Below are 20,386 nucleotides of genomic sequence, written 5' to 3'. Positions count from 1 at the left end.
CTCCTTCAAAGACTCTGGCGGTTCGGCCGGGCTTACCGAAGCCGCACCTTGAATGATGGTATCAGTAAAAAGAGGATTCCGGATGGATCGCCGACAATAGACCGATGCTGAATCAATCGCTCCAATCCGATCTGCAAACTCATTGGGCGCTGCTCAGGGCGCGACGATGACCGACGATGGCGTCGAACCAACTGGCACGGACCCAACAAACATCGGTTGGCCGAATGGCGACACCGAGATCACGCTCACGTTATTCGAATTCTGATTCGCCACGTAAGCAAATCCGCCGCCTGGATCAACCGAGACCGACACCGGCCCACTGCCGCCAACCGGCACGGAGCCAATCGGCGCGATGCCGCCAGGCGAGACGCTGATCACCGTCACATCATTCGAATTTTGATTGGCCACGAGAGCCGTGCCCGATGGCGTCAACGTCACCGATGTCGGGCCATTGCCAACCGGCACAGGCGGGCCAATCGGTGTCAGCGTCTGTGTCGAGGGCGATACGGCGAACACCGACAAGGTGTTGGATTGCTGGTTTGTCACCACTGCGATTGTGCCAGACGGTGAAATAGCCACCGACGTCGGATTGACCCCCACAGGGATCGGATTCCCATACGGCGTCAGAATCCCTGTGCTCGGATTGATCCGAAAACCAGTGAGGTTATTCGATCCTTTATTCGCCACCAAACCAAACCGGCCCGATGGATGAATAGCCAGACCCAACGGCTGTTTGCCGGCAGAGACCGAGCCCATCGGAATCAATCCTCCCGTCGCCGTGTTGATGCGGAACATCGAGATATTGTCGCTGCCGTGATTGCTCGCATACAGATACTGGCCGTTGGGATTGACGATGACACCCATTGGCTGTTTGCCCGCAGCATAAGAGCCGGCTGACGACAACACACCGGTGATCGTATTCACGCGAAATGTATTAATCGTGCCAGCTTGCTCATCAGCGACAAACAAAAATTGGCCGCTCGGATGCAGGACCAACGCATGCGGCTTTTGCCCAGCGTTGATGGGTGCGCCCAACGAAACGGGTACACCGGTCGCCAAAATGCGCATCATGGAGATATTCCTGGAGTCCTTATTGGCGGCATACAGGAATCGGCCGGCCTGAAGTGGCGCGCTGCTCACCGTCGGCAGCGTCCCACCACCAAGCCCAATGATAATCAGCACCAGAAGTGAAGCGAGGCAAAGCATCGGAATGCTCGCCACTGTGTAACGCGAAGCCCTATTCTTCATGACATCCTCCGTTCTCCTCTCATTCAAAGCGGCTGACGCAGCTTTGAATGTAACCACTGTCGGTTTCTGCGCTGAGAATCTGCGCTGCGAAACCGATGATACTCGAAACGTCCCGGGCTGGATGCAGTTATGACGAACGCGTACTCACAGGCGCAAGGTGATTACAAAATAGAGGCGATTCAACGCACTGTCGAGGCGTATGATGGCAATCAGTTCTCTCCACCGACACAACACGAGTTCGGGTCACGACTCCAAGAGAAAAGGAGCCTGTTAACTTATGTGCATTGTTATTTGGATACGAGCCGAACACGCTTATAAACATCCTGAATTATCTTCCGGGCTGCCCTCATTATAAAGCACTCATTCAAAATGTCAATCGAAAACGTGGAAAAGTTGGAGCGTCGAGCCAGCGACTTAACAACTCAACCCCGGCGCAACGTGTTGAGCCGTGCCTGCTCCGCGAATCGTCGTGAGCCAAACCGCATGGCAAGCTCGAGCAAGAATCAGTGAGCAACACGCAGCCCCGTGGCGCTGAAACTGACCAACTAAATTCCTACGCTTCTCAAGCTCAATGTTGATAGATTCACTGCAACGCTTTACAATGCCGCCTTCAAATCAATGAACCACCAGGAGTCACTATGAGACACACCGGATTTGCTCAATCTATCATTCGTGCCGTTGTGATTTTGTTCTGCTTGAGCAGCGTCGCTGTCGCCCAAACCACTGACGCCACGCGGCGTGACTTGGCTGTGAAGTTGATCGCATTGGATGCGGCATGGGAGCGAGCCAGAGACTCCGAAGAAGCCCGCGCGCGGGCTGTGCCAACGATCACACAGGCGGTCACCAATTTTTTCCGCAATCGTTTTGCCGAGACGTGCAGCTCGGTCGCGCAAGCTATTTTCAGACTCGAACAAGAGGGCACGCCATCGCCGGAGCGACAACTGGCCGACGCGCTCGTGATTCGCGGTCCGCGCCTGCTTGACCCAACGCAAGAAGCGATACCGCGCTGGACGCTTCACACCGCTTATTCAACGCCACGTGCAAGGCAACCACTGGAAGCAAGGTGGTCACTGCTTCAGCAGGATCGCGTCGTGGCGACGGGCGTCATCGCGCCGTTGAATGTGCCAGCCGACTTCACCATGCCCACTGGTGGTCTTGGGCAAGGTGAGTACGAGATTGAATTGCACATCGTCGAAGGCGCAACTGTTCATCGGCAATGGCGCGAGCCGTTGAGCCTCGTGCCGCACGCGGCAGCTCGGCTGCGGTCACTGGAAGCGCAGCTCGCTTCATTTCAGAAGCAGGTCGCTGATTTTGAATGGCAGTCGGTGCGCCACTGGTTACAGATTGTGTCAGAGACCTTGGCCGGCGCCACGCCAGAGACCAATTACCCGATTGGCCGCTTGCTGGCGCAGGCTGAGCATGCTGTGGCTCAATGGCAGCAAGGCGGACGATGGTGGCAGAATCAACCCGGCGACCACTGGGTCAGCGCGCGCGTGAACGATACGATCCACTACTTCCGGCTTTTTGTGCCGGCTACGATGCTGTCGGGACCGCGTCCACTGGTCATTGCGCTGCACGGCGCTGGTGGCAACGAACATCTTTTCTTTGAAGGGTACGGACTCGGTCGTGTGCTTACGGAAGCTGCCACTCGAGGCTGGTACGTGCTGGCTCCACGCGCCGGTAGCCAATTGGATCATGTGTGGGCGGCGCTGGAGCTGGCCTATGCTCATCTCAATGTTGACCGCAGCCGCGTGCTGCTGATCGGCCATTCGATGGGCGGATTTCAAACATTCGCCGCCGCATTGCAAAATCCTACAGCGTTTGCCGGCATCGCCGTGTATGCAGCGGGCAGCGATGCCTCACTGGCGCCGTTGAAAGACAAACCAGTCTTCTTGGCCGTCGGCGCTCAGGAGCTCGCATTGCTGCGCGCCACTGTCCGTAATACCCGCGATGCCTTCAATCGGCTCGAACCATGCTGTTTTCAATACAAGGAATATGCGCCGTGCGAACATTTAATGATCGTGCGTGAGGCGCTGCCGGACTCGTTGGCATTTTTAGAATCTAAAATACAATAGGTTTTTGCTTTGAACACCGATGACGCTTGAATCAGCCAAACATCCGGTGTCGTTCATCTGGCGCCTGCGCTGCGCCATTGGGAGAGGCTCATAAACAGGATGCGTGTGTCGTTGTTCATCACCTGCTTGGTTGACAGTTTCTTTCCTTCGGTGGGCGAGAGCATGGTCAAGGTGCTGCGCCGACTGGGTGTGACAGTGACGTTCGATCCGCGACAAACCTGCTGTGGCCAACCGGCTTTCAACACCGGCTATCGGCAGTATGCGCACGAGTTGGCGAAGCGGTTCTTGAACATCTTTGCCGAGGCTGACTACATTGTGGCTCCGTCCGGTTCCTGCGTGAGCATGGTCAAGCACTACTACGGCGAGCTGTTCAAAGACGATCCGACGCTGACCCGCCAAGCCCGTGAGGTGGGGGCGCGGGTTTACGAGCTGTCGGACTTCCTCGTCAATGTGCTGGGCGTCGAAGATGTGGGCGCTCGGTATCACGGTCGGGTCACCTATCATGATGCCTGCCACCTGCTCAGAGAACTGCGGATCAAGGATGAGCCACGACGGCTCATTCGGGCGGTGCGCGATATTGAGTTTGTCGAGATGGACAACGCTGATCAATGCTGTGGTTTTGGCGGAACGTTTTCGGTGAAACTGGCCGATGTGTCCGGCGCGATGGCGCACGATAAAATTGAAGGCATCAAGCGCACCAACGCCGACGTGGTGGTCGCCAGTGACAGCAGTTGTCTGATGCAGCTTGCCGGCGTGTTGAGCCGGCGCGGCCTCAGCATCAAGCCCATGCACCTTGCTGAACTGTTGGCAATGGGGGAGTGATGCAGATCACGGCCGCATCAAGCTCATGCACCTTGCTGAACTGTTAGCAATGGGGGACTGATGCAGATCACGACCGAGCGATTCGAGGAAAACACGCGCGTGGCGCTGGCCAATCGGCAGTTGCAGGCCGCGCTCCAGAACGCGACGATCAAATTCATGCTAGTACGCCAAATGGCGGCGGCGCACACGCCGGATTGGGAGCGGCTGCGCGAGCAAGCCGAGCAAATCAAAAAACAGACGATTGAGCAATTGGATGTCTACTTGGAGCAGTTTGCTGAACGCGTCGTGGCATTGGGCGGACACGTCTATTGGGCGCGCGACGCTGAAGCAGCGTGCCGCTACGTGGTGCATCTGGCCAAGCAGCGCGGCGTGACGTTGGCCGTCAAAGGCAAGTCCATGATGGCCGAAGAGATTGAACTGAACGAGGCGTTGGAGCGAGCCGGCGTGACGCCAGTGGAAACGGACCTGGGTGAATACATCATCCAGCTCGCCCACGAACCGCCATCGCACATCATCGCGCCGGCGATTCACAAGAGCAAGCAGCAGGTGGCGGAATTATTCACCGAAAAACTCCATATCCCGCTGACCGATGACATCGAAGAGCTAACGCGCACGGCGCGGCGCACGCTGCGAGAAAAATTCTATCAAGCAGGCATGGGCATTTCCGGCGTCAACTTTGCGGTGGCCGAGACAGGCACAATTGTGCTGGTAGAAAATGAAGGCAATATTCGACTGAGCACCTCGTTGCCGCGGGTTCACGTGGCCATTATGGGTCTGGAGAAGGTCATCCCACGATTTGCCGATTTGGCCGTCTTCATGCGATTGTTGCCGCGCAGCGCCACCGGTCAGAAAATGTCGGCCTACGTCTCATTCATCACCGGCCCACGCCGGCCCCATGAGCCAGATGGCCCGGATGAGCTGCATGTCGTGATCGTAGACAATGGGCGTTCGGCGATGCTGCGAGACCCGGAGCTGCGCCGCGCCCTCTACTGTATTCATTGTGGAGCTTGTTTGAACGTCTGCCCGGTCTATCGCAAGGTCGGCGGCCACGCCTACGGATGGGTCTACTCCGGGCCAATTGGCGCGATCGTGACGCCTCAGTTGCTGAGCTTGCGTCGAGCGAGCGAGCTGCCGTTTGCTTCATCACTGTGCGGCGCGTGTCGCGATGCCTGTCCGGTGCGCATTGACTTCCCTAAGCTGCTGCTGGCGCTTCGACATCAGGTGAAGGAAAATCCTACAGCCCAACAGATTCGCCCGCCCTGGTCAGAACGCACGGCAATGGCCGTATGGGCGTTCGCGATGCGGAGTGAGAGGCGGTATCGGCTGGCTACGATCTTGGCTCGCTGGATACAGAAATTTTTTGTCGCCGACGGAACGATTCAGCGGGCGCCCCTCTACCCGTTCTCCCAATGGACCAAACATAGAGACTTGCCGCCACTGGCGTCGCATTCGTTTCGAGAGCGGTGGGAAGCCGGAGTGCGTGATTCGTGATCTGTGATTCATGATTCGTGGGTCGTGATTCGGGGTTCGTGGGTCGTGATTCGGGGTTCGTGATTCGTCGTCGGTGAGCAGCGAACCATGCGGTGAGGATGATTTATGAGTGATGGAGATAAGCAGGGAATTTTACAATCGGTGTGCGAGCACTTGGCGGCTGCTCGACGGAGTGCCTCGACGAGCGCACATGATGCTGAGGCTGCGCAGGGCCTTCAATCATCGTTATCCGCATTCTCGGCAGCAAAAAGCATCTGTGGAGTAGATGCTGAGGCCGCTCAGGGCCTTCAATCATCGTCATCGCACAATGACCGAGAAGCTTTGCTGCGCCGGTTTGCCGATGAACTGACGATGCTGGGCGCGGACGTGCTCGTCGCCCGGAATGCTGACGAAGCTCAGGCGTACATCAGGGATGTCGTCCGGCGTCATCACGTGCAGCGCGTTGCCCTTTCGGCAGCGCCGATACTCAATTCATTAGCGGTAGAAGCCCTCCTGATCGAAGAGGGCGCCGAGATCATCTCGCTGCCTCCAGAAGGACAATCCGATGGACTGGATCAATACAAGCGTCAATTGATGACAGCGGACATCGGCATCACTGGCGCTGATGCGGGCTTGGCCGAAAGCGGCACGTTAGTGTTGCGAACTGGAAAGGCAGAAGGCCGACTCGTCTCGCTGCTGCCGCCGGTTCATCTGGCGATCATCAAAGCTGATCAACTTTTGCCCGGCGTGGCTGAATTCATCCTGCAGAGCGAACGCCCACCGTCCAGCAGCGATGTGATTTTCATCACAGGCCCCAGCCGCACGGCAGACATTGAGTTGACGTTGACGCTCGGCGTGCACGGACCCAAGCAACTGCACGTGTTGGTGCTGGAGTAAATTCCCTCGTGTAGCACCGGCGGGAACGCCTGCGCCACATCCTCAAGGAATCGTCCCTAGGCAATTGCACGCCACGAAGCACGAAAACTTGGGAGCGCCCGCGTGCAAGTGGGCTGAAGCGGGCACGCCCCGCAGGCGCGTGCTCCCAGCGATTTTCACAGGAATCGCCCATCAGCTCCGCGCTCGCCACGAACGAAATACAATTCTTTGGTGAGGTTCGTGGGTTTCGTGGGCTATTTTTCGAAGGAGAAAGCGCCGTCGCCGCTTCGCTCTGCCGGCGCACTCCAAGATAAAGTCAGGAATCGCCCATCAGCTCCGCGCTCGCCACGAACCATGAAATTTTTAGAGCGGTTTGCGAATCAATCTACCCTGGCAGCGCACACTCCAGCGTCCATTAGCCCGCAAGGCGGGCGCTCCCCGGGTAAAGGCATTTGAAAACCGCTATACAGGAGCGATCTCGGGACGCGGCGTCGTTAGACGCCGCCAGAGGGTAGCCCGACGTGAAACGTCTGGGGCAGACATCATCCCCCAATCCCCAAGGCGCCTTGGGGAGGCGCCAGCAGTGCTCCCATGGGGTCGCTCATGCAAGTGAACCGCTCGCCGCGAACACCCATCTCTTGGCGCGTCTCCAACGCGCCACGATTGTTTGGTCTGCTGTTCCAGACGTTGCACATCTGGCTACCTGCTGTTCGCGCCTCCGGCGCAAGCTGACCTTGGACGTCTTCCGTTCCAAACGTTACACATGTAGCAACGTGGTCACCCACCGCTGCCGGGGCTCACTCACTTTGGGGGCGTGGTTCGCAGGGCGGCTGTCAGCTCTGCCCTAGGCTATTACCTGTGGCCCTCTGGGGCTGGCGGTGCCAGAATTTATGCCATCCGTCTAGCCAACTCATATAAGCGCGGTCTCTAAACCGTGATTGATCGGCCGCTGGCCCTGATCTTCGATATGACTTCTTGGATCGCCTGTTGATCTTGTTGGCTTCTCGAAGACCAGGACCGGGGTTAAACCACTCTGGAGGCTGGCTGAGAAAAGGCAAGATAAGGATTTTACCCTCCAGGGTTCGGGTAATTTGCGCTTGATCGGTTGTCCCCCACCAATTATATTGCGCGACAACCGTGATGTTGAGATCTGTGTTCCTCAGGTTCACTCCATTGCTGAGGATGACGTTCTCCAAGACAAGAGGCGCTGACTCTTGCTGGCTCTGTATGGCAATCGAATTGTTCGTTATGGCATTCTCAACGACGTGAGGAGAAGAGAAGTTCATGTCAATGCCCAGCTCGTTGTCCATGATGTTGTTCCGAGCAATGAGCGATGAGGACCACCCCATTTTGACACCAGCGCGATTTTTTGTGATCGTGTTACCGGTCACATGCGCCAGCGAATTAGGAAAACAGCCGACGCCGATGTGTTGATTCTCGGTAATGAGGTTATTGACGATGTTGGGCGAGGCTCCTGTCCTCTCGGTGATGAGGCCATATTGATTTTTTCTTATAGTGTTGTTGATGACATCCGGAGAAGAACTCGTGATCAGTATCGCGGTCTGCGCTTTTTCAATCAAACAGTGCTTGATCAATGATCTCTCTTTGTTGTCTGGATTCTTCAAGACGATGCCTTTCCACTCACCGGCGAGGGCGGTGAACGTCACCCGATGGGCCCTCAATACTCCCTCGACGATGAGCCCCGCCCCTGCCGCTGCCATCACAACACTGCCTGGCTCTATGGTCAGTCTATCCCCGCTTCGCACCGTGAAGTCTTGCCTGATGAGATGCGGGCTGTCTCGCGCCTTCCAAACAATGTCGCTCGTGGCTGAGCATGGAAGAGAGAGAAGGAATCCTCCCCCAGCAAGCAGCAGAGGCAGGAGAATCACGACCGAGGCTTTCCTATGTACCATAAGTCATCCAACTTTCCACCATGAGGTTGATCTCCACGGTGGGGAGTTGTTCGATAAACGGCTTACCTCATAGGTGGCTGAGGATTTTTCACAGACACGGCTTCCAGGGCTCGTGCTTCCACCGGCAGCCAGAATTCAAAGTCATCAATGGCGCCTTTGCTTCTATTACCTTGAACTTCGTCCGGCTCACGGTGACCCTCCAGTTTCCCTCGGAAGACGTACACGGGTTCGAGGGTGTTTCGGGAGCCTTCCGGTCCAGGGGCGAGCATGTATCCCACCTGAAAATGTCGAATCCTGACCTTGTTGACCGGTTTCAGCGTCGCCGTCTTGAACAGGTTGGGCGGACTCGCCCGGCTGATCTCAATGAATTTACTCAGTGCTCTATCGGGTGTGCCAGCGTCCACCTCCACCTCTGACTCGATGTCTCTCCAGGCTCGATAGGCGCCGATGACCTCTCCATTGGCTCCAATAGTGACGGACATTTTAGCTCCTGGGCCAACGACTTCTTGGCCCTCAATCTTGAAGTTGAAATGGACAACGAGGTTATTGACCACCTCCGAGGGAGTGGCATTCGGGCCAGTCACGGTGGCGGTTCGCGTTTCGGACACATCGAGAATTTGAGCTTCTTTTGGCAACAGCCCATGCCTGCTGAAGAAATCGCGAGCGATATTCATAGCCTGGCCACGGTTGGGCAAACTTTGTCCTGCGACCGTGCTGAAGAGCTTTCCGCGATCCGCAAAGACGACAGCGCCGCTGCCTTCGAAAACGCCAAGGATTCTATCCCCATCATTGATGCTGACGCCTTGGTTGGCCGACCGCACTTGACCTCTCAGCCCCATGCTGGCTCGCAATCGGGTGGCCTCGGCCGCCGCATTCACCGTCCTGGTCTTATACATCTTCACCTTCCGACCAACGCTGGGCCTCGTGGTTTCCAGCACAAATTCTGGCGGGCCGCCCTGTGCAGCGGGTGTGCCAGCATGGATGAGGGCAAAGCTGATTCCCGTTAACATGACCGTGAGCAGTAATATTCTAGTTGCTTTTGCCATTGTCGTTTCCTCCTTGCCTAGTTTGTCCACCTGGAGTAATAGAGAGGCGCATTCACGGCGGGATCGGGTCCCTGTCCACCGATGCCCGGCAGGAAATCCTCACTGGTAGTCCCTTGGCCCAAATAAGCGCCTCGGGTCGTTGAGGGCTCCGACCAGATGGTGGCGTAGTACCAGGCCTCCCGAATCTTGAGTTGTCTCCAGAAGAGCCAGAAATAATCTCCCACCAGCAAGCTGGCGAAGTAGGGTCCTCGCACGCCCGTGTCGTAGGCGATCGTATCGAATCCCAGGATCATGTGAACTCCACTCATGACATTCTGCGAATTGTCACTCCAGGAGGGATGCATCTTCGAGAAGACCTCGCCGTTGTTGTAAGCCAGTGTCAGGCAGTGATCCAGGACGATCCAATCCAGATCGAGATCGCCCCACTGCGGCTCCCGTGCCTTCCAGGGAGCGAACTCAAGATAGCAGTCGTCTCGCGTGCCACTACTACTATTGTAAACCATCCCGTACTCCCAGCCATGACCGCAGGAGTAGGCGAAGTCCACCGTGTCAATAAAGGTCGCGTCAGTGCCGCCGAGCGCGACCTTCTTGAAGTCTTCCTCCCAGGCGTTACTATCCCCCCAGTTGAAATTGCCCGTCCAGCCGGCTGAGCGCAGGCGATTATAGAAGCCGACGGCATCATCATCGCAATTGCCTAGATTACCGGCGCAGCCGCCGTAGCTATTGACCCACTCAACTCCCACTTCTCTAGGGTTGCCATCGTCAATCCCAGCCGACGTGGTCTCTAAGGGTAAGGAACTGATAAGAAACGCGCAAATCACAAACGCGATGAGTATCTCATGCAAGCGTAGTTTCTGTATCATCATCTTTCCTCCTTCAAGCAAAGTTAGAGTTAAACGCAAAAGAGTTCCGCAGTTGTGTGCGAACCCTCGTCTCAACTACACCACACCTCCGGACCTCAATACGCCTTTTGTGGAGGCTTCCCTCTGAGGACAATGGGATTCATGGAGCACCGGTAAACTGTGGTTCTCCGTCACCTTCTTTCGGCGCATCTTCCGCCCTAATCGGCCCGTGGTGGAGTTGGTCTTAAACACGCGATGTAACACCTCCAGCGTCTGCTCTACCCTGATGCCCGTTAAGGATTGAGGGGCTCTTTCCCCTCCACCTTTATTTATTGCTCGAGACGCAAAAATCTTACACAAAAAATTTTTTCTGAGCTTGAAGGATTATTGAGCAAAAAATCCGTCTTTTATTTATGGCGGTTATTACGGTCGGTGCAAGTCCGGGCACCGGAAAAGAGAAAACCACAGATCAAAGCTGCCACAGTGACAGCTTGGGAGGAAGGGATGATATGGCGCGAGGAGGACGGCTAGACTTACAGTTGCTCCTGGAAGCCGCCCGCACGGGGGACGCCCAAGCCATAGAGCTGTTCTGGAGCGAGGTGGCTCATGTAGTGTGCCACTATGTGAACTGCCGCATCAGCAACAAGGCAGATGCCGAAGATGTCGCCCAAGAAGTGCTCCTCACCATTGTACAGAAATTGAAGCACCTGCCGGCTCACCAATTCTCAGGTTGGTTATGCCATACGATCCACCATAAGGTTGGTGATCACATTCGCCGAACCACGCGCGCGCAGCAGCTCTTCAGTCCATTATCTGAAGCCGAGTTCTCAATCGCTGATGGAGACAGGTCACGGCCGGATGTGATTTACGAGACCAAAGTATTCGAGTTGGTGATGCACTGGCTCTGGCAAAGACTCAGTCCCGATGAGCAGCAGTGCCTTTCGCTGCTTCTAGCTGAGCACGCTGAGCGGCAGAGCAGGCTAAGCGTCAGTGGTCTTTCTTCAGCAACCTCCTACACCCGCGCTTGCCGGCTCAGAAGGAAGCTGAAGTGTACGCGCAATAAGGTTGTTTTAGGCAACTCGCAATGCAACAGCATGCCACGCTCGATGAAACGTTCGGCGTAGGGCCATTGATCGCGCATTAGAGGGCGACGCATCGCCTGACTACAAACCTATTTTAAGGCGAGGCATGAATGAAGCTAACGCCGTCACAGAGCTCACAAAGAGCCTTTTCCATGGCTGCCCTCCGTAATCATTTTCCGAGGAATCGCCCTTATTCTCCGCGCACGCCACAAAGCATGAAAATAGAGCACCGGCGGGAACGCCTGTGCCACGTGCTCAAGAGTCTATGAAATTGCTTCAGTAGCAAGCTCATACCAAATGCCGACTAACGATCGCAGATTCGCGCTCAGTCGGTTCAGTTCCTACCATGCTTCTTGGCTTCATGAACGTGGCTTATGTTCTGCGCACTCGCCATGACGCCGAAAACAAAAAATTTTTTCTGAGCCGGAGCGTCTTTTGAGCAGAAAACCCTCTATTCATTCGAGCTGACTGCTTGCCATCAGTTTCCCGATTAGGCACAATCATCGCCGACGAGGATATGAGAATCGTGGTGTTAGGTTCGGGTACGAGCGTGCCGCACCGGGCGCGCAATTCAGCCGGGTTTTGGGTGCAAACGGATGAGCTGCGGCTGCTGCTGGATTGCGGCGCCGGCGTGCTGCACGCCATGCCGCGCTACGGACTTGATTGGGTCAACATCACACACGTGTTTTTGACTCACTTTCATCTTGACCACATCGCCGAATTGCCTGCCTTGCTGTTTGCGCTCAAGCATAGTCCAGGTGTCGAGCAACGCACTGCACCGTTGCGCATCATGGGCCCCGTCGGCACGGCGCGTCTGCTCAAGATGTGGGAAGAAGCCGTTGGCTACGAATTACTGACGCTCCGATTCCCCGTTGAAATTGAAGACGTGGAGCCGGGGCGTGAATATGTTCTGCTGCCTGGCCACTGGATGCGCTTGCACAAGACGCCACACACCAGCGAAAGCCTCGCTGTGCGCGTAGACGAACGCGGCACGAGCGTCGGCTACACGGGCGATACGGCTTATGCTGATGACCTGGCCGAGTTCTTTCACCACTTGGACCTGCTCATCGCCGAGTGTTCGTTCGCCAAGCCGCGCGCGGACGTCAGACACATGTCCATCCCTGAAGTAGCCCAGTTGGCCCGACGCGCCAAGGTTGCGCGGTTGGTGGCGACGCATTTGTATCCGGAGCTGGATGCGCTGGACGTGAAAACAGAGATTGCTAAAATATTCCCCGGCTCGGTGATCATTGCCTATGACGGATTGAGCCTCGATATCTAGCTCACGTCGGGCAAACCAACAAGAAAAGGAGGAGCGATGAAGGGTAATCACTGGCTGATCATGACTCTCTCAGGATTCGCACTAGGATTGGCGTTCATGCCAGTGGAGGCCTGGCGTGTCTCTGCGACGGGCGCTCATCCTGGGGTTTTGTACGTTTCGGCCACAGACCCAACCTGCGGTGGACAATCTCCCTGCTTCAGCACGATTCAAGCGGCTGTGAACGCGGCTGCCGAAGGCGACGAGATTCGCGTGGCCGCGGGAACCTACACGGGAGTGGCCACGGCGACGGTCGGTGGCAACAGCTTCAGGCAGGTTGTGCTCATCACGAAGAGCCTGACTTTGCAAGGCGGCTACAGCACGACCAACTGGACGCAACCCAACCCGACGCAGAATCCCACTGTGATAGATGCGCAGCGTCAAGGGCGCGGCATCTCGATTGTGGGTAATGGGACCCAGACGGTAACAGTGGCCGGCTTCACCATCACCAATGGGGACTATAGCGGACTGGGCAATCCGCCCGGCGTCGCCCGCTTGGTCTGCTCGCGCACCGGTAGCGATTGCGGCGGTGGGTTGTTTGCCTTTCGAGTGAGGCTGCATCTACGCGACTGCACGATCACTAACAACATTGCCAGTCGCACGCGCATCTTTAGCGACGGCGGCGGGGCCTATTTGTGGGAGCTCATCGGTGGCAGTCGGGTGGAAAACACGACCTTCACTGACAACCAAGCACCAAGCTCCGGTGGTTCGGGGGGCGGACTGAATATTGTTTTCGGCAGCAGCGTCGCCATCGTCAATAGTCGCTTTGAGAGGAATCAAGCTGCTAGCTACGGCGGCGGGTTGGCTATCTTCCAACCGGATGAGGGAATCTCCATTGAGAACTCGACTTTCACCGGCAACAGGGTGAGCGATGATGGCGGTGCGCTGGAAGCCCGATTGACGTTCGAGGGAACGGCCTTGCGTCTGAACCGCGTGATCATGCGACAGAACCAGGCGCGCAGTCAGGGCGCAGCTATTAGCTTGATTAAACAAGGAACCAGCGCAGCGAGCGTACAGATGACCAACGTTGTGTTAGCATCCAACACGCTGCTCAGTCCTGGAGATTTTGGCGCAGTGTTCAATGTTGATGTCCTCTCTGGTGAAATGGAGCTGCGCCTGGCTCACCTAACATGGGCTGCCCAACCAGCGCTGAGTGCGCTACGTCTGGGCGGAGCTCCGACTAGAGCAACGCTCACCAACACGCTGATTGACTCGGCTGGCAGCGCGTTCGTCGGGCATCAGGTCAGCGGCGAGGTCCGCATCCGGCACATCAACACGCTGACCAATCGCGTCGGCGTATTGCACGCTGCTGAAGCCGGCATGCCAATCTTCGAGGCCGTCAATCCGCTACGTGGCGATCCTCGGCTGGATGCCACGCACCATCTGCAAGCTGGTTCAGCCGCCATAGACGCAGGCGTGAATGCCGGCGTGACCGATGATGTGGACGGCGACCGGCGCCCCTTCGGAGCTGGTTTTGACATCGGCGCCGATGAGTTCGTAGGCCCTAGGGCCAAAGGGCAGTGATGTGGCCGCTCATTCATTACCGCACATGTGGATGAACTGCCACGCATAGGCAAATGGGATGACCGGTTATCCCCTAAGCGGTTTTCATTGCCTATAACCTGGAAGCGCCTATGAAGCCCAAGCTGGCCAGGACAGATGAAAACTGGGGAGCGCCTGCATCCGGCGAGCTCAACAGGCACACCAGAGCGGGCGCTCCTAGAGCGGTTTGCGAATGAATTTATGCTGGGAGCGCTCGCTTCCAGCGTGCTAGCTCGCAAGATGCGGGGCAACCAGGCTAAATGCAATTGAAAATTGCTCTCAGTCAGGCCACACAATACCAAGACGCAGCGTGCGCCTGTTGTCTCTCTAAGCGGCTACCATGAAGCACTTCGGAGGCTGGGCCGTGCCCGCGCTGCATCGCGATTGTTCCAACCATGTGTGGTTTGATTCGGCAACATCTCACTTGCGATGATTCTCACGGCTTGGCCAACACGCTTGGGTGGCTCTGCGGCGGCCGATTGCCTTCTCAGTCGCTTGTCACGTGAATCTTTCTTGTTGGGCGAGCATGCCCACAGCCGTTTGTGCACGGAGCATCGCACGAGTGAATCTTTTCACCACGCAACGCTACGCCAATGGCTACTCAACGATCTGCAGGATTTCATCCAGCGATTTTTTCTTGAGGTTGGGCACCTTGGCTTCGGGCGCTGGATACCCAACCGGGATCAGCAGGTAAGGCTTCTCGTTTTTCGGGCGCTGCAAAATCTGATTGAGGAACCCCATCGGATTGGGCGTGTGCGTCAGTGTGGCCAGCCCGGCTTGATGAAGCGCAGCCAGTAGGAAGCCGACGGCAATGCCGACCGATTCCATCACGTAATAGTGTTTTTTATGGCCGGCTGTGCCGTCCGGTAACGCTGTCGGGCACTCTTCATAGTCAATGCGAAAGACCACGATTAGATAGGGGGCGACTTCGAGAAATTCTTTATGCCAGTCAGTGCCGAACTGCTTCAATTCATCTTTCCATTGTTGAGGGAATCGCCGTTCATAATTTTCGCGCTCTTCTCGCTCGGCTGCCAGGCGGATTTGCCGTTTCACTTCGGGATTGGCTACAACGATAAATCGCCACGGCTGTTGATTGGCTCCAGAAGGAGCCGTGCCGGCTGTTTCGATGGCCTGTCGGATGAGATCGAGGGGGACCGGTTCGTCAGAGAACTGGCGCACCGTGCGCCGCGTTTTCATCCGGCGGTGAAATTGGCGTGCGCGGGCGCGTTGCGCGCGCGGGCTGAGTCGTTCAAATTCGAGTGGCATGAAATCCAGAAGCATAAATGACTCAGCAGGACGCGAACCGCACAAAATGGCTTTAATACTGCCGTCTCATGCTGACCCGCCGATGGCATCAGCCGCCAAGCGCACTGGCGACCTGGTCGGCGAACCGTTTCAAATTCAAAAAGACGAGCCCCAGTTTGGCGTCTTTGTTCAAGATGGCCGCGAGCATCGCTTCCGTTCCTGCTGGCACGACAACCACGTACCCGTTGCTGCCACGCACATAAACTTGATCCAGCTCACCCAGTCCCAACTCACGGCTGCTGCGCTGGCCAACATCCAGCATGGTAGCTGTCATCGCCACAACACGGTCTTCTTCATATTGCGGCGGGAGCGAGCTAGCAATCGTTAAGCCCTCATTACTGACAACAGCCGCGGCTTCGACACCGGGGATTGTGCCGCGCGCCTCTTGAAGCGCTTGCTGTAGCTTACCCACGTCCGTCAATTGCATATTATTTCTCCCAATGACTATTCTGACTTTTGTGACTGACGACCCGCATAGTAATCAGAGCGGTGATAGATGTCAATTGATTCGTCTGCTTCGATGGGCATGAGCCGTTCGTGTCATCGCTTAGAGCGATCTTCAGTTGCCTTTAGCTGGGCCTATATCTTGCGGGCTATGCGCGCTGGAAACGTGCGCCAGGGTAAACTCATTCACAACCGCTCTCGTGAAGCGGGCGGCGTATCCACATTTTTGGATGAATATACAGAAATATGGATGCGGACTGCTTGACGAGATGAATTTATCTGCTCTAAGCTCTGGCCTGTCAATCATCGTCTGAAAGGAGCAATTGGCGGCACAGGATTTGCTCATGCATGGCAGATGAGTCATCAACTATCAAAAGGAGGTTATATGCTTCAGCATCAGTTGTGTTGGAATTTGGTTCGATGCTTTCTTTTACTATGCATCTTGGGACTGATCGGCGGGGGAGCGATGGCCCAAATTGGCACAGCGACTGTGCGTGGGACAATCGAGGACCCGCAGGGCAATGCTGTCGCCGGCGCGACCGTGTCGTTAGCCAATGAAGCCAAGAGCTTCATCCGCACGCAGACGTCTAATCAAGACGGCGGATACGTCTTCAGTGGGATTCCACCGGGCACATATCAAATTGAGGTTGAGGCCTCCGGATTCAGAAAAGCCGTTGTCACGGGCGTTGCTGCGCTGGTTGATAAAGCGGTCACTGTGGACGTCAGGTTGGAAGTGGGCGCCGTGACTGAGTCGGTCACTGTGTCAGCCGGCGCGAGCGAGTTGCTCGTGAACACACAGGATGCCACCATCGGGAACAACTTCGAGGCTCGGCAGATTACGCAATTGCCGTTGGAATCGCGCAACGTCGTTCAGTTGTTGAGCCTGCAACCGGGCGTGACGTCCGATGGCTACGTCACCGGCTCACGCGCCGATCAAGCCAATGTGACGCTCGATGGCGTGGATGTGAATGAGCAGCAAACCGGCCTTGATCCAATCACCGGTGAAGCGTTTTCCAGCGTGTTGCGCGTGACGCCCGATTCCGTGCAGGAGTTTCGCGTCACCACGATCAATCCTAATGCCAATCAGGGACGGTCAGCCGGAGCGCAGGTCTCACTGATCACGAAGAGCGGCTCGAACGAGTTTCATGGATCACTCTATTGGTTTCATCGCAATACGGTGACGACAGCTAATGACTTCTTCAACAACCGAAGCGGCGTGGAGCGACCGGCGTTGTTGCGCAATTTGTTTGGCGGCTCCATTAGCGGACCGATCAAGAAGAACCGCGCCTTCTTCTTCTACACATACGAAGGCCGACGGGACTCCAGTCAGCAAAGTGTCGTCCGTGTTGTGCCGCGAGCAAGCTTGGGTCGCGGGCAACTGATCTATCCGAATTCGGCCGGCGGGATCAGCCAACTGAGCACAGACGAGCTGAATCGGCTCTTCCCCGATGTTCGCATGAATCCGGTGGCGATTGCGGCCTTGGCTGAGGCAGCCCGTCGCTATCCGGTCAATGACAATACGGAAGGCGACGGCTTCAACACGGGCGGTTATCGCTTCAATGCGGCGACGCCGTTACGCTGGAACACCAATATCGCCCGGCTCGATTTCAATCTCACGGAAGATGGCCGGCACCTGCTGTTTTTGCGGGCGAACTACCAACAGGACACCATCGGGCGCGTTCCTCAGTTCCCTGACACGCCGGCGCCGAACTTCTGGAACCATCCATGGGGCGTGGCTGTGGGACATACGTGGACGATTAGCAATGCGCTGGTCAATACGTTCCGCTACGGATTGACCCGCGAGGCGTTTACCAATCAGGGTGATTCAGCGGAAAATCAAATTTTCTTCCGGTTCGTTTTCTCCCCGCGCATCTTCAGTCGGGGACTGAGCCGCACAACGCCGGTTCACAACATCGTCAACGACATGTCATGGCTGAAGGGGAGTCACAATTTCCAGTTCGGCACCAACATCCGGGCGATTCGGAACAATCGGATCAGTTTCGCCACGGCTTTCGATTCGGCCATTGCCAATCCATCGTTCTATGATCTGTCCGGCGCCGTGCTGAGCCAACCATTCACCAACATTGCCCCTGGATTTACCGCGCCGGTGCGCAATGCTGTATGCGCGCTGATTGGTCGGTATTCTCAGTACCAAGCCAATTTCAACTTCAACCGCGATGGCAGTCTGCGGCGTGTTGGCGCGGGCAATGCTCGTAAATTCGCCACCGAAGAGTACGATTGGTACTTCATGGACACGTGGAAGCTGCATCCGACACTGACGTTAACATGGGGATTGCGCTATTCGCTGAGTCGGCCCGTCTATGAAGCAACCGGATTTCAGGTGAAGCCAACGACGAGTCTGGGCGAATTCTTCGAAGCGCGTAAGGTCAATGCGGCGCGCGGCATTCCCGTGAATGATTTGATTACTGTTGATCTGGCAGGGCCAAAGAATCGTCGGCCCGGTTACTACAATTGGGATACCAACAACTATCAACCGCGCGTGGCTCTTGCGTGGTCGCCCAATCCCAGTGGCGGCTTCTGGCGCAAGTTGCTCGGCGGCGACAATGCGTCGGTGTTCCGCGGCGGTTTTTCAATCACGAACGATTACATTGGTCAGCAACTGGCTGTGCAATTCGACTTGAACAACACGCTTGGATTTTCGTCGTCTCAGGTGATTGCGGCGAATACCTATAACGTCACGGATCGGCCGGGGCCGCTGTTTACCAGCTTCGGGCAGGATGTTCGCTCGTTGCCGGGCATTCGCGTGCCCAGCCGCTTGACTTTCCCATTGATGACACCGGCCGACGAGGATCAACGGATCGAGTCTTCTCTGGATGACACGATCCGCTCGCCGCGCAACTACAGTTGGAGCGTTTCATACGGACGCCAACTGCCTGGCGGCTTCTTCCTCGAGCTGTCTTATGTGGGCCGGTTGGGCCGCGATTTGCTGGCCACGCGCGATATTATGGCGCTGAACAACCTGGTTGATCCGCGTTCCGGCATGGACTGGTACACGGCGGCTGGCTTGCTGGCCAACTACCGCGAGCAGAACACGCCGTTGACCGCGGTGCCGCGGATTCCCTATTTTGAAAACTTATTCCCCGGCTTCACGCGCGTTGTCGGTGGCGTTCAACTGACGCCGACGCAAACGGTGTATCGGCTGGTAGCTCGCGACCGCGTCAACGGACTTGACATCTTGGATTGGACGTTCATTCAACTGCTCATAGATGATCGTTCTGTGCTCGGGCGTAACATCTACTTCCATCCGCAGTATGCTGCTCTGGCCACATTCAGCACGATCGCCGATTCAGATTACCATGCTGGCACGCTGACCGTGCGCCAACGGCTTGGCAACCAACTCTCATTCGATCTGAATTACACGCTCTCGAAGTCCATGGATAACGCTTCTGGATTACAAACCAGCGGCGCTTACGGCTCGGCGTTCATTCTCAATCCGCTGCAACCGGAAGCCAACCGCGCCGAATCGGATTTCGACATTCGCCACATCATCAACGCGAATGCCTTGTGGCAAATTCCTATCGGGCGTGGCCGAAAATATCTCGGCGGCATGTCGCGCGCGGCGGATGCGCTGCTTGGCGGCTGGCAACTGAGCGGCATCTTTCGCTGGAATTCAGGATTGCCGGCGCAGACCCCGTTCGATGCTCAGCAATGGGCGACCAACTGGAACGTTCAAAGCAACGGCGTGAGAAATCGGCCGATTAAGTCCTCGCCAACAAAGAGCGGCCCTGCGCCAAACTTGTTTAAGGACCCCGTCTTCGCCTACCGCAGTTTCCGCAACGCCTATCCGGGCGAAACAGGCGACCGCAATGTGCTTCGGTTGCCCGGATACGTCACGTTGGACGCAGGGCTCGGCAAATCGTTCACCATGCCGTGGAGCGAAAATCACACGCTGCAATTCCGCTGGGAAGTTTTCAATGTCAGCAACACGCAGCGACTAGGCGATCTGCTGGTGACGCGCGTCGGCTTGGGACTGGATATTGATCCGCATATCGGCAATCCAGCGCCGAACTTCGGCAATTTCGTCGGCATCCAAGGCTCGCCGCGCGTGATGCAGTTTGCCTTCCGATACGAATTCTAATTCGATTGAAGGCTCGTCAAGACGGCTGAAAGCGGGCTATGGCTCCGGTCATAGCCCGCCTTTTTGTCTCAAAAATGAAACAAGTGTCCTCAAGATAAGCAGAGCGGTGAATCAACCCCATCGCGCCGTGTGCTAGCATCTTCTGTCGGTGGGTGATGTTAATCGTTTGATGTGCCTACGATTGTAATCCTCGGCCAGAGCAACGCTGTTCCTTCCAGGGTGTGGCACGCAATTTGCCTGCAAATAAACCGCATTGGCCAAGCTCGCCATTGGCCGCAGTATGTGGATGGTCACGCTACCACATGAA

General features: G+C 56.4%; 15 protein-coding genes. 9 read left to right on the top strand and 6 right to left on the bottom strand.

What is annotated here, in order from left to right; genetic code table 11:
* Window positions 1-153: 153 nt before the first annotated feature.
* Window positions 154-1,248: a lactonase family protein gene (locus tag NZ823_04195; protein ID MCS6804329.1), complete on the bottom strand. Its 1,095-nt coding sequence runs from the start codon at window positions 1,246-1,248 to the stop codon at window positions 154-156.
* Window positions 1,249-1,377: 129 nt separating this feature from the next.
* Between NZ823_04195 and NZ823_04190 the strand changes: the two genes are divergently transcribed.
* The 5 genes from NZ823_04190 to NZ823_04170 all read left to right on the top strand — a co-directional run bounded on the left by NZ823_04190 (window position 1,378) and on the right by NZ823_04170 (window position 6,512).
* Window positions 1,378-1,566, top strand: coding sequence for a hypothetical protein (locus NZ823_04190; GenBank protein MCS6804328.1), 189 nt, complete (start codon window positions 1,378-1,380; stop codon window positions 1,564-1,566).
* A 320-nt stretch (window positions 1,567-1,886) separates the two neighbouring features.
* A complete protein-coding gene (locus NZ823_04185; protein ID MCS6804327.1) occupies window positions 1,887-3,323 on the top strand; it encodes an alpha/beta fold hydrolase in 1,437 nt (478 codons plus the stop codon).
* A gap of 99 nt (window positions 3,324-3,422) precedes the next feature.
* The gene (locus NZ823_04180) at window positions 3,423-4,145 is read left to right on the top strand and encodes a (Fe-S)-binding protein (protein MCS6804326.1); all 723 of its coding nucleotides are present in this window, start codon (window positions 3,423-3,425) and stop codon (window positions 4,143-4,145) included.
* Between the two features lie 60 nt (window positions 4,146-4,205).
* Window positions 4,206-5,636 carry a LutB/LldF family L-lactate oxidation iron-sulfur protein gene (locus NZ823_04175; GenBank protein ID MCS6804325.1) on the top strand — a complete coding sequence of 477 codons (1,431 nt, stop codon included), beginning with the start codon at window positions 4,206-4,208 and terminating at the stop codon, window positions 5,634-5,636.
* Window positions 5,637-5,741: 105 nt separating this feature from the next.
* Window positions 5,742-6,512 (top strand): lactate utilization protein, encoded by a 771-nt coding sequence (locus NZ823_04170; GenBank protein MCS6804324.1) that lies wholly within the window; start codon window positions 5,742-5,744, stop codon window positions 6,510-6,512.
* A gap of 812 nt (window positions 6,513-7,324) precedes the next feature.
* Here NZ823_04170 and NZ823_04165 read toward each other — a convergent pair.
* The 3 genes from NZ823_04165 to NZ823_04155 all read right to left on the bottom strand — a co-directional run bounded on the left by NZ823_04165 (window position 7,325) and on the right by NZ823_04155 (window position 10,316).
* Entirely contained in the window at window positions 7,325-8,212 is an 888-nt protein-coding gene (locus NZ823_04165; GenBank protein ID MCS6804323.1) for a right-handed parallel beta-helix repeat-containing protein, read from the bottom strand.
* Window positions 8,213-8,466: 254 nt separating this feature from the next.
* A complete protein-coding gene (locus tag NZ823_04160; GenBank protein ID MCS6804322.1) occupies window positions 8,467-9,450 on the bottom strand; it encodes a hypothetical protein in 984 nt (327 codons plus the stop codon).
* Window positions 9,451-9,467: 17 nt separating this feature from the next.
* Window positions 9,468-10,316, bottom strand: coding sequence for a DUF6345 domain-containing protein (locus NZ823_04155; GenBank protein ID MCS6804321.1), 849 nt, complete (start codon window positions 10,314-10,316; stop codon window positions 9,468-9,470).
* 485 nt (window positions 10,317-10,801) lie between these two features.
* On the opposite strand from NZ823_04155, the gene NZ823_04150 reads away from it, so the two are divergent.
* From NZ823_04150 to NZ823_04140, 3 genes are all read left to right on the top strand, one after another.
* Window positions 10,802-11,416: a sigma-70 family RNA polymerase sigma factor gene (locus tag NZ823_04150; protein MCS6804320.1), complete on the top strand. Its 615-nt coding sequence runs from the start codon at window positions 10,802-10,804 to the stop codon at window positions 11,414-11,416.
* Window positions 11,417-11,846: 430 nt separating this feature from the next.
* A complete protein-coding gene (locus NZ823_04145) occupies window positions 11,847-12,653 on the top strand; it encodes an MBL fold metallo-hydrolase (protein ID MCS6804319.1) in 807 nt (268 codons plus the stop codon).
* Between the two features lie 36 nt (window positions 12,654-12,689).
* Window positions 12,690-14,213 (top strand): right-handed parallel beta-helix repeat-containing protein, encoded by a 1,524-nt coding sequence (locus NZ823_04140; GenBank protein MCS6804318.1) that lies wholly within the window; start codon window positions 12,690-12,692, stop codon window positions 14,211-14,213.
* Between the two features lie 615 nt (window positions 14,214-14,828).
* On the opposite strand, the gene NZ823_04135 is transcribed toward NZ823_04140, so the two are convergent.
* Window positions 14,829-15,512, bottom strand: coding sequence for a nitroreductase family protein (locus NZ823_04135; GenBank protein ID MCS6804317.1), 684 nt, complete (start codon window positions 15,510-15,512; stop codon window positions 14,829-14,831).
* Between the two features lie 73 nt (window positions 15,513-15,585).
* Complete coding sequence (locus tag NZ823_04130; protein MCS6804316.1) at window positions 15,586-15,963, bottom strand: roadblock/LC7 domain-containing protein; 378 nt, start codon at window positions 15,961-15,963, stop codon at window positions 15,586-15,588.
* A gap of 402 nt (window positions 15,964-16,365) precedes the next feature.
* Here NZ823_04130 and NZ823_04125 point away from each other — a divergent pair, with 402 nt between their 5' ends.
* A complete protein-coding gene (locus NZ823_04125) occupies window positions 16,366-20,079 on the top strand; it encodes a carboxypeptidase-like regulatory domain-containing protein (GenBank protein ID MCS6804315.1) in 3,714 nt (1,237 codons plus the stop codon).
* The last annotated feature ends 307 nt before the right edge of the window (window positions 20,080-20,386 follow it).

Source organism: Blastocatellia bacterium (genome assembly GCA_025054955.1).
Taxonomy (GTDB): Bacteria; Acidobacteriota; Blastocatellia; order HR10; family J050; genus JANWZE01.
This window is presented reverse-complemented; position numbering and strand designations above follow the sequence as displayed.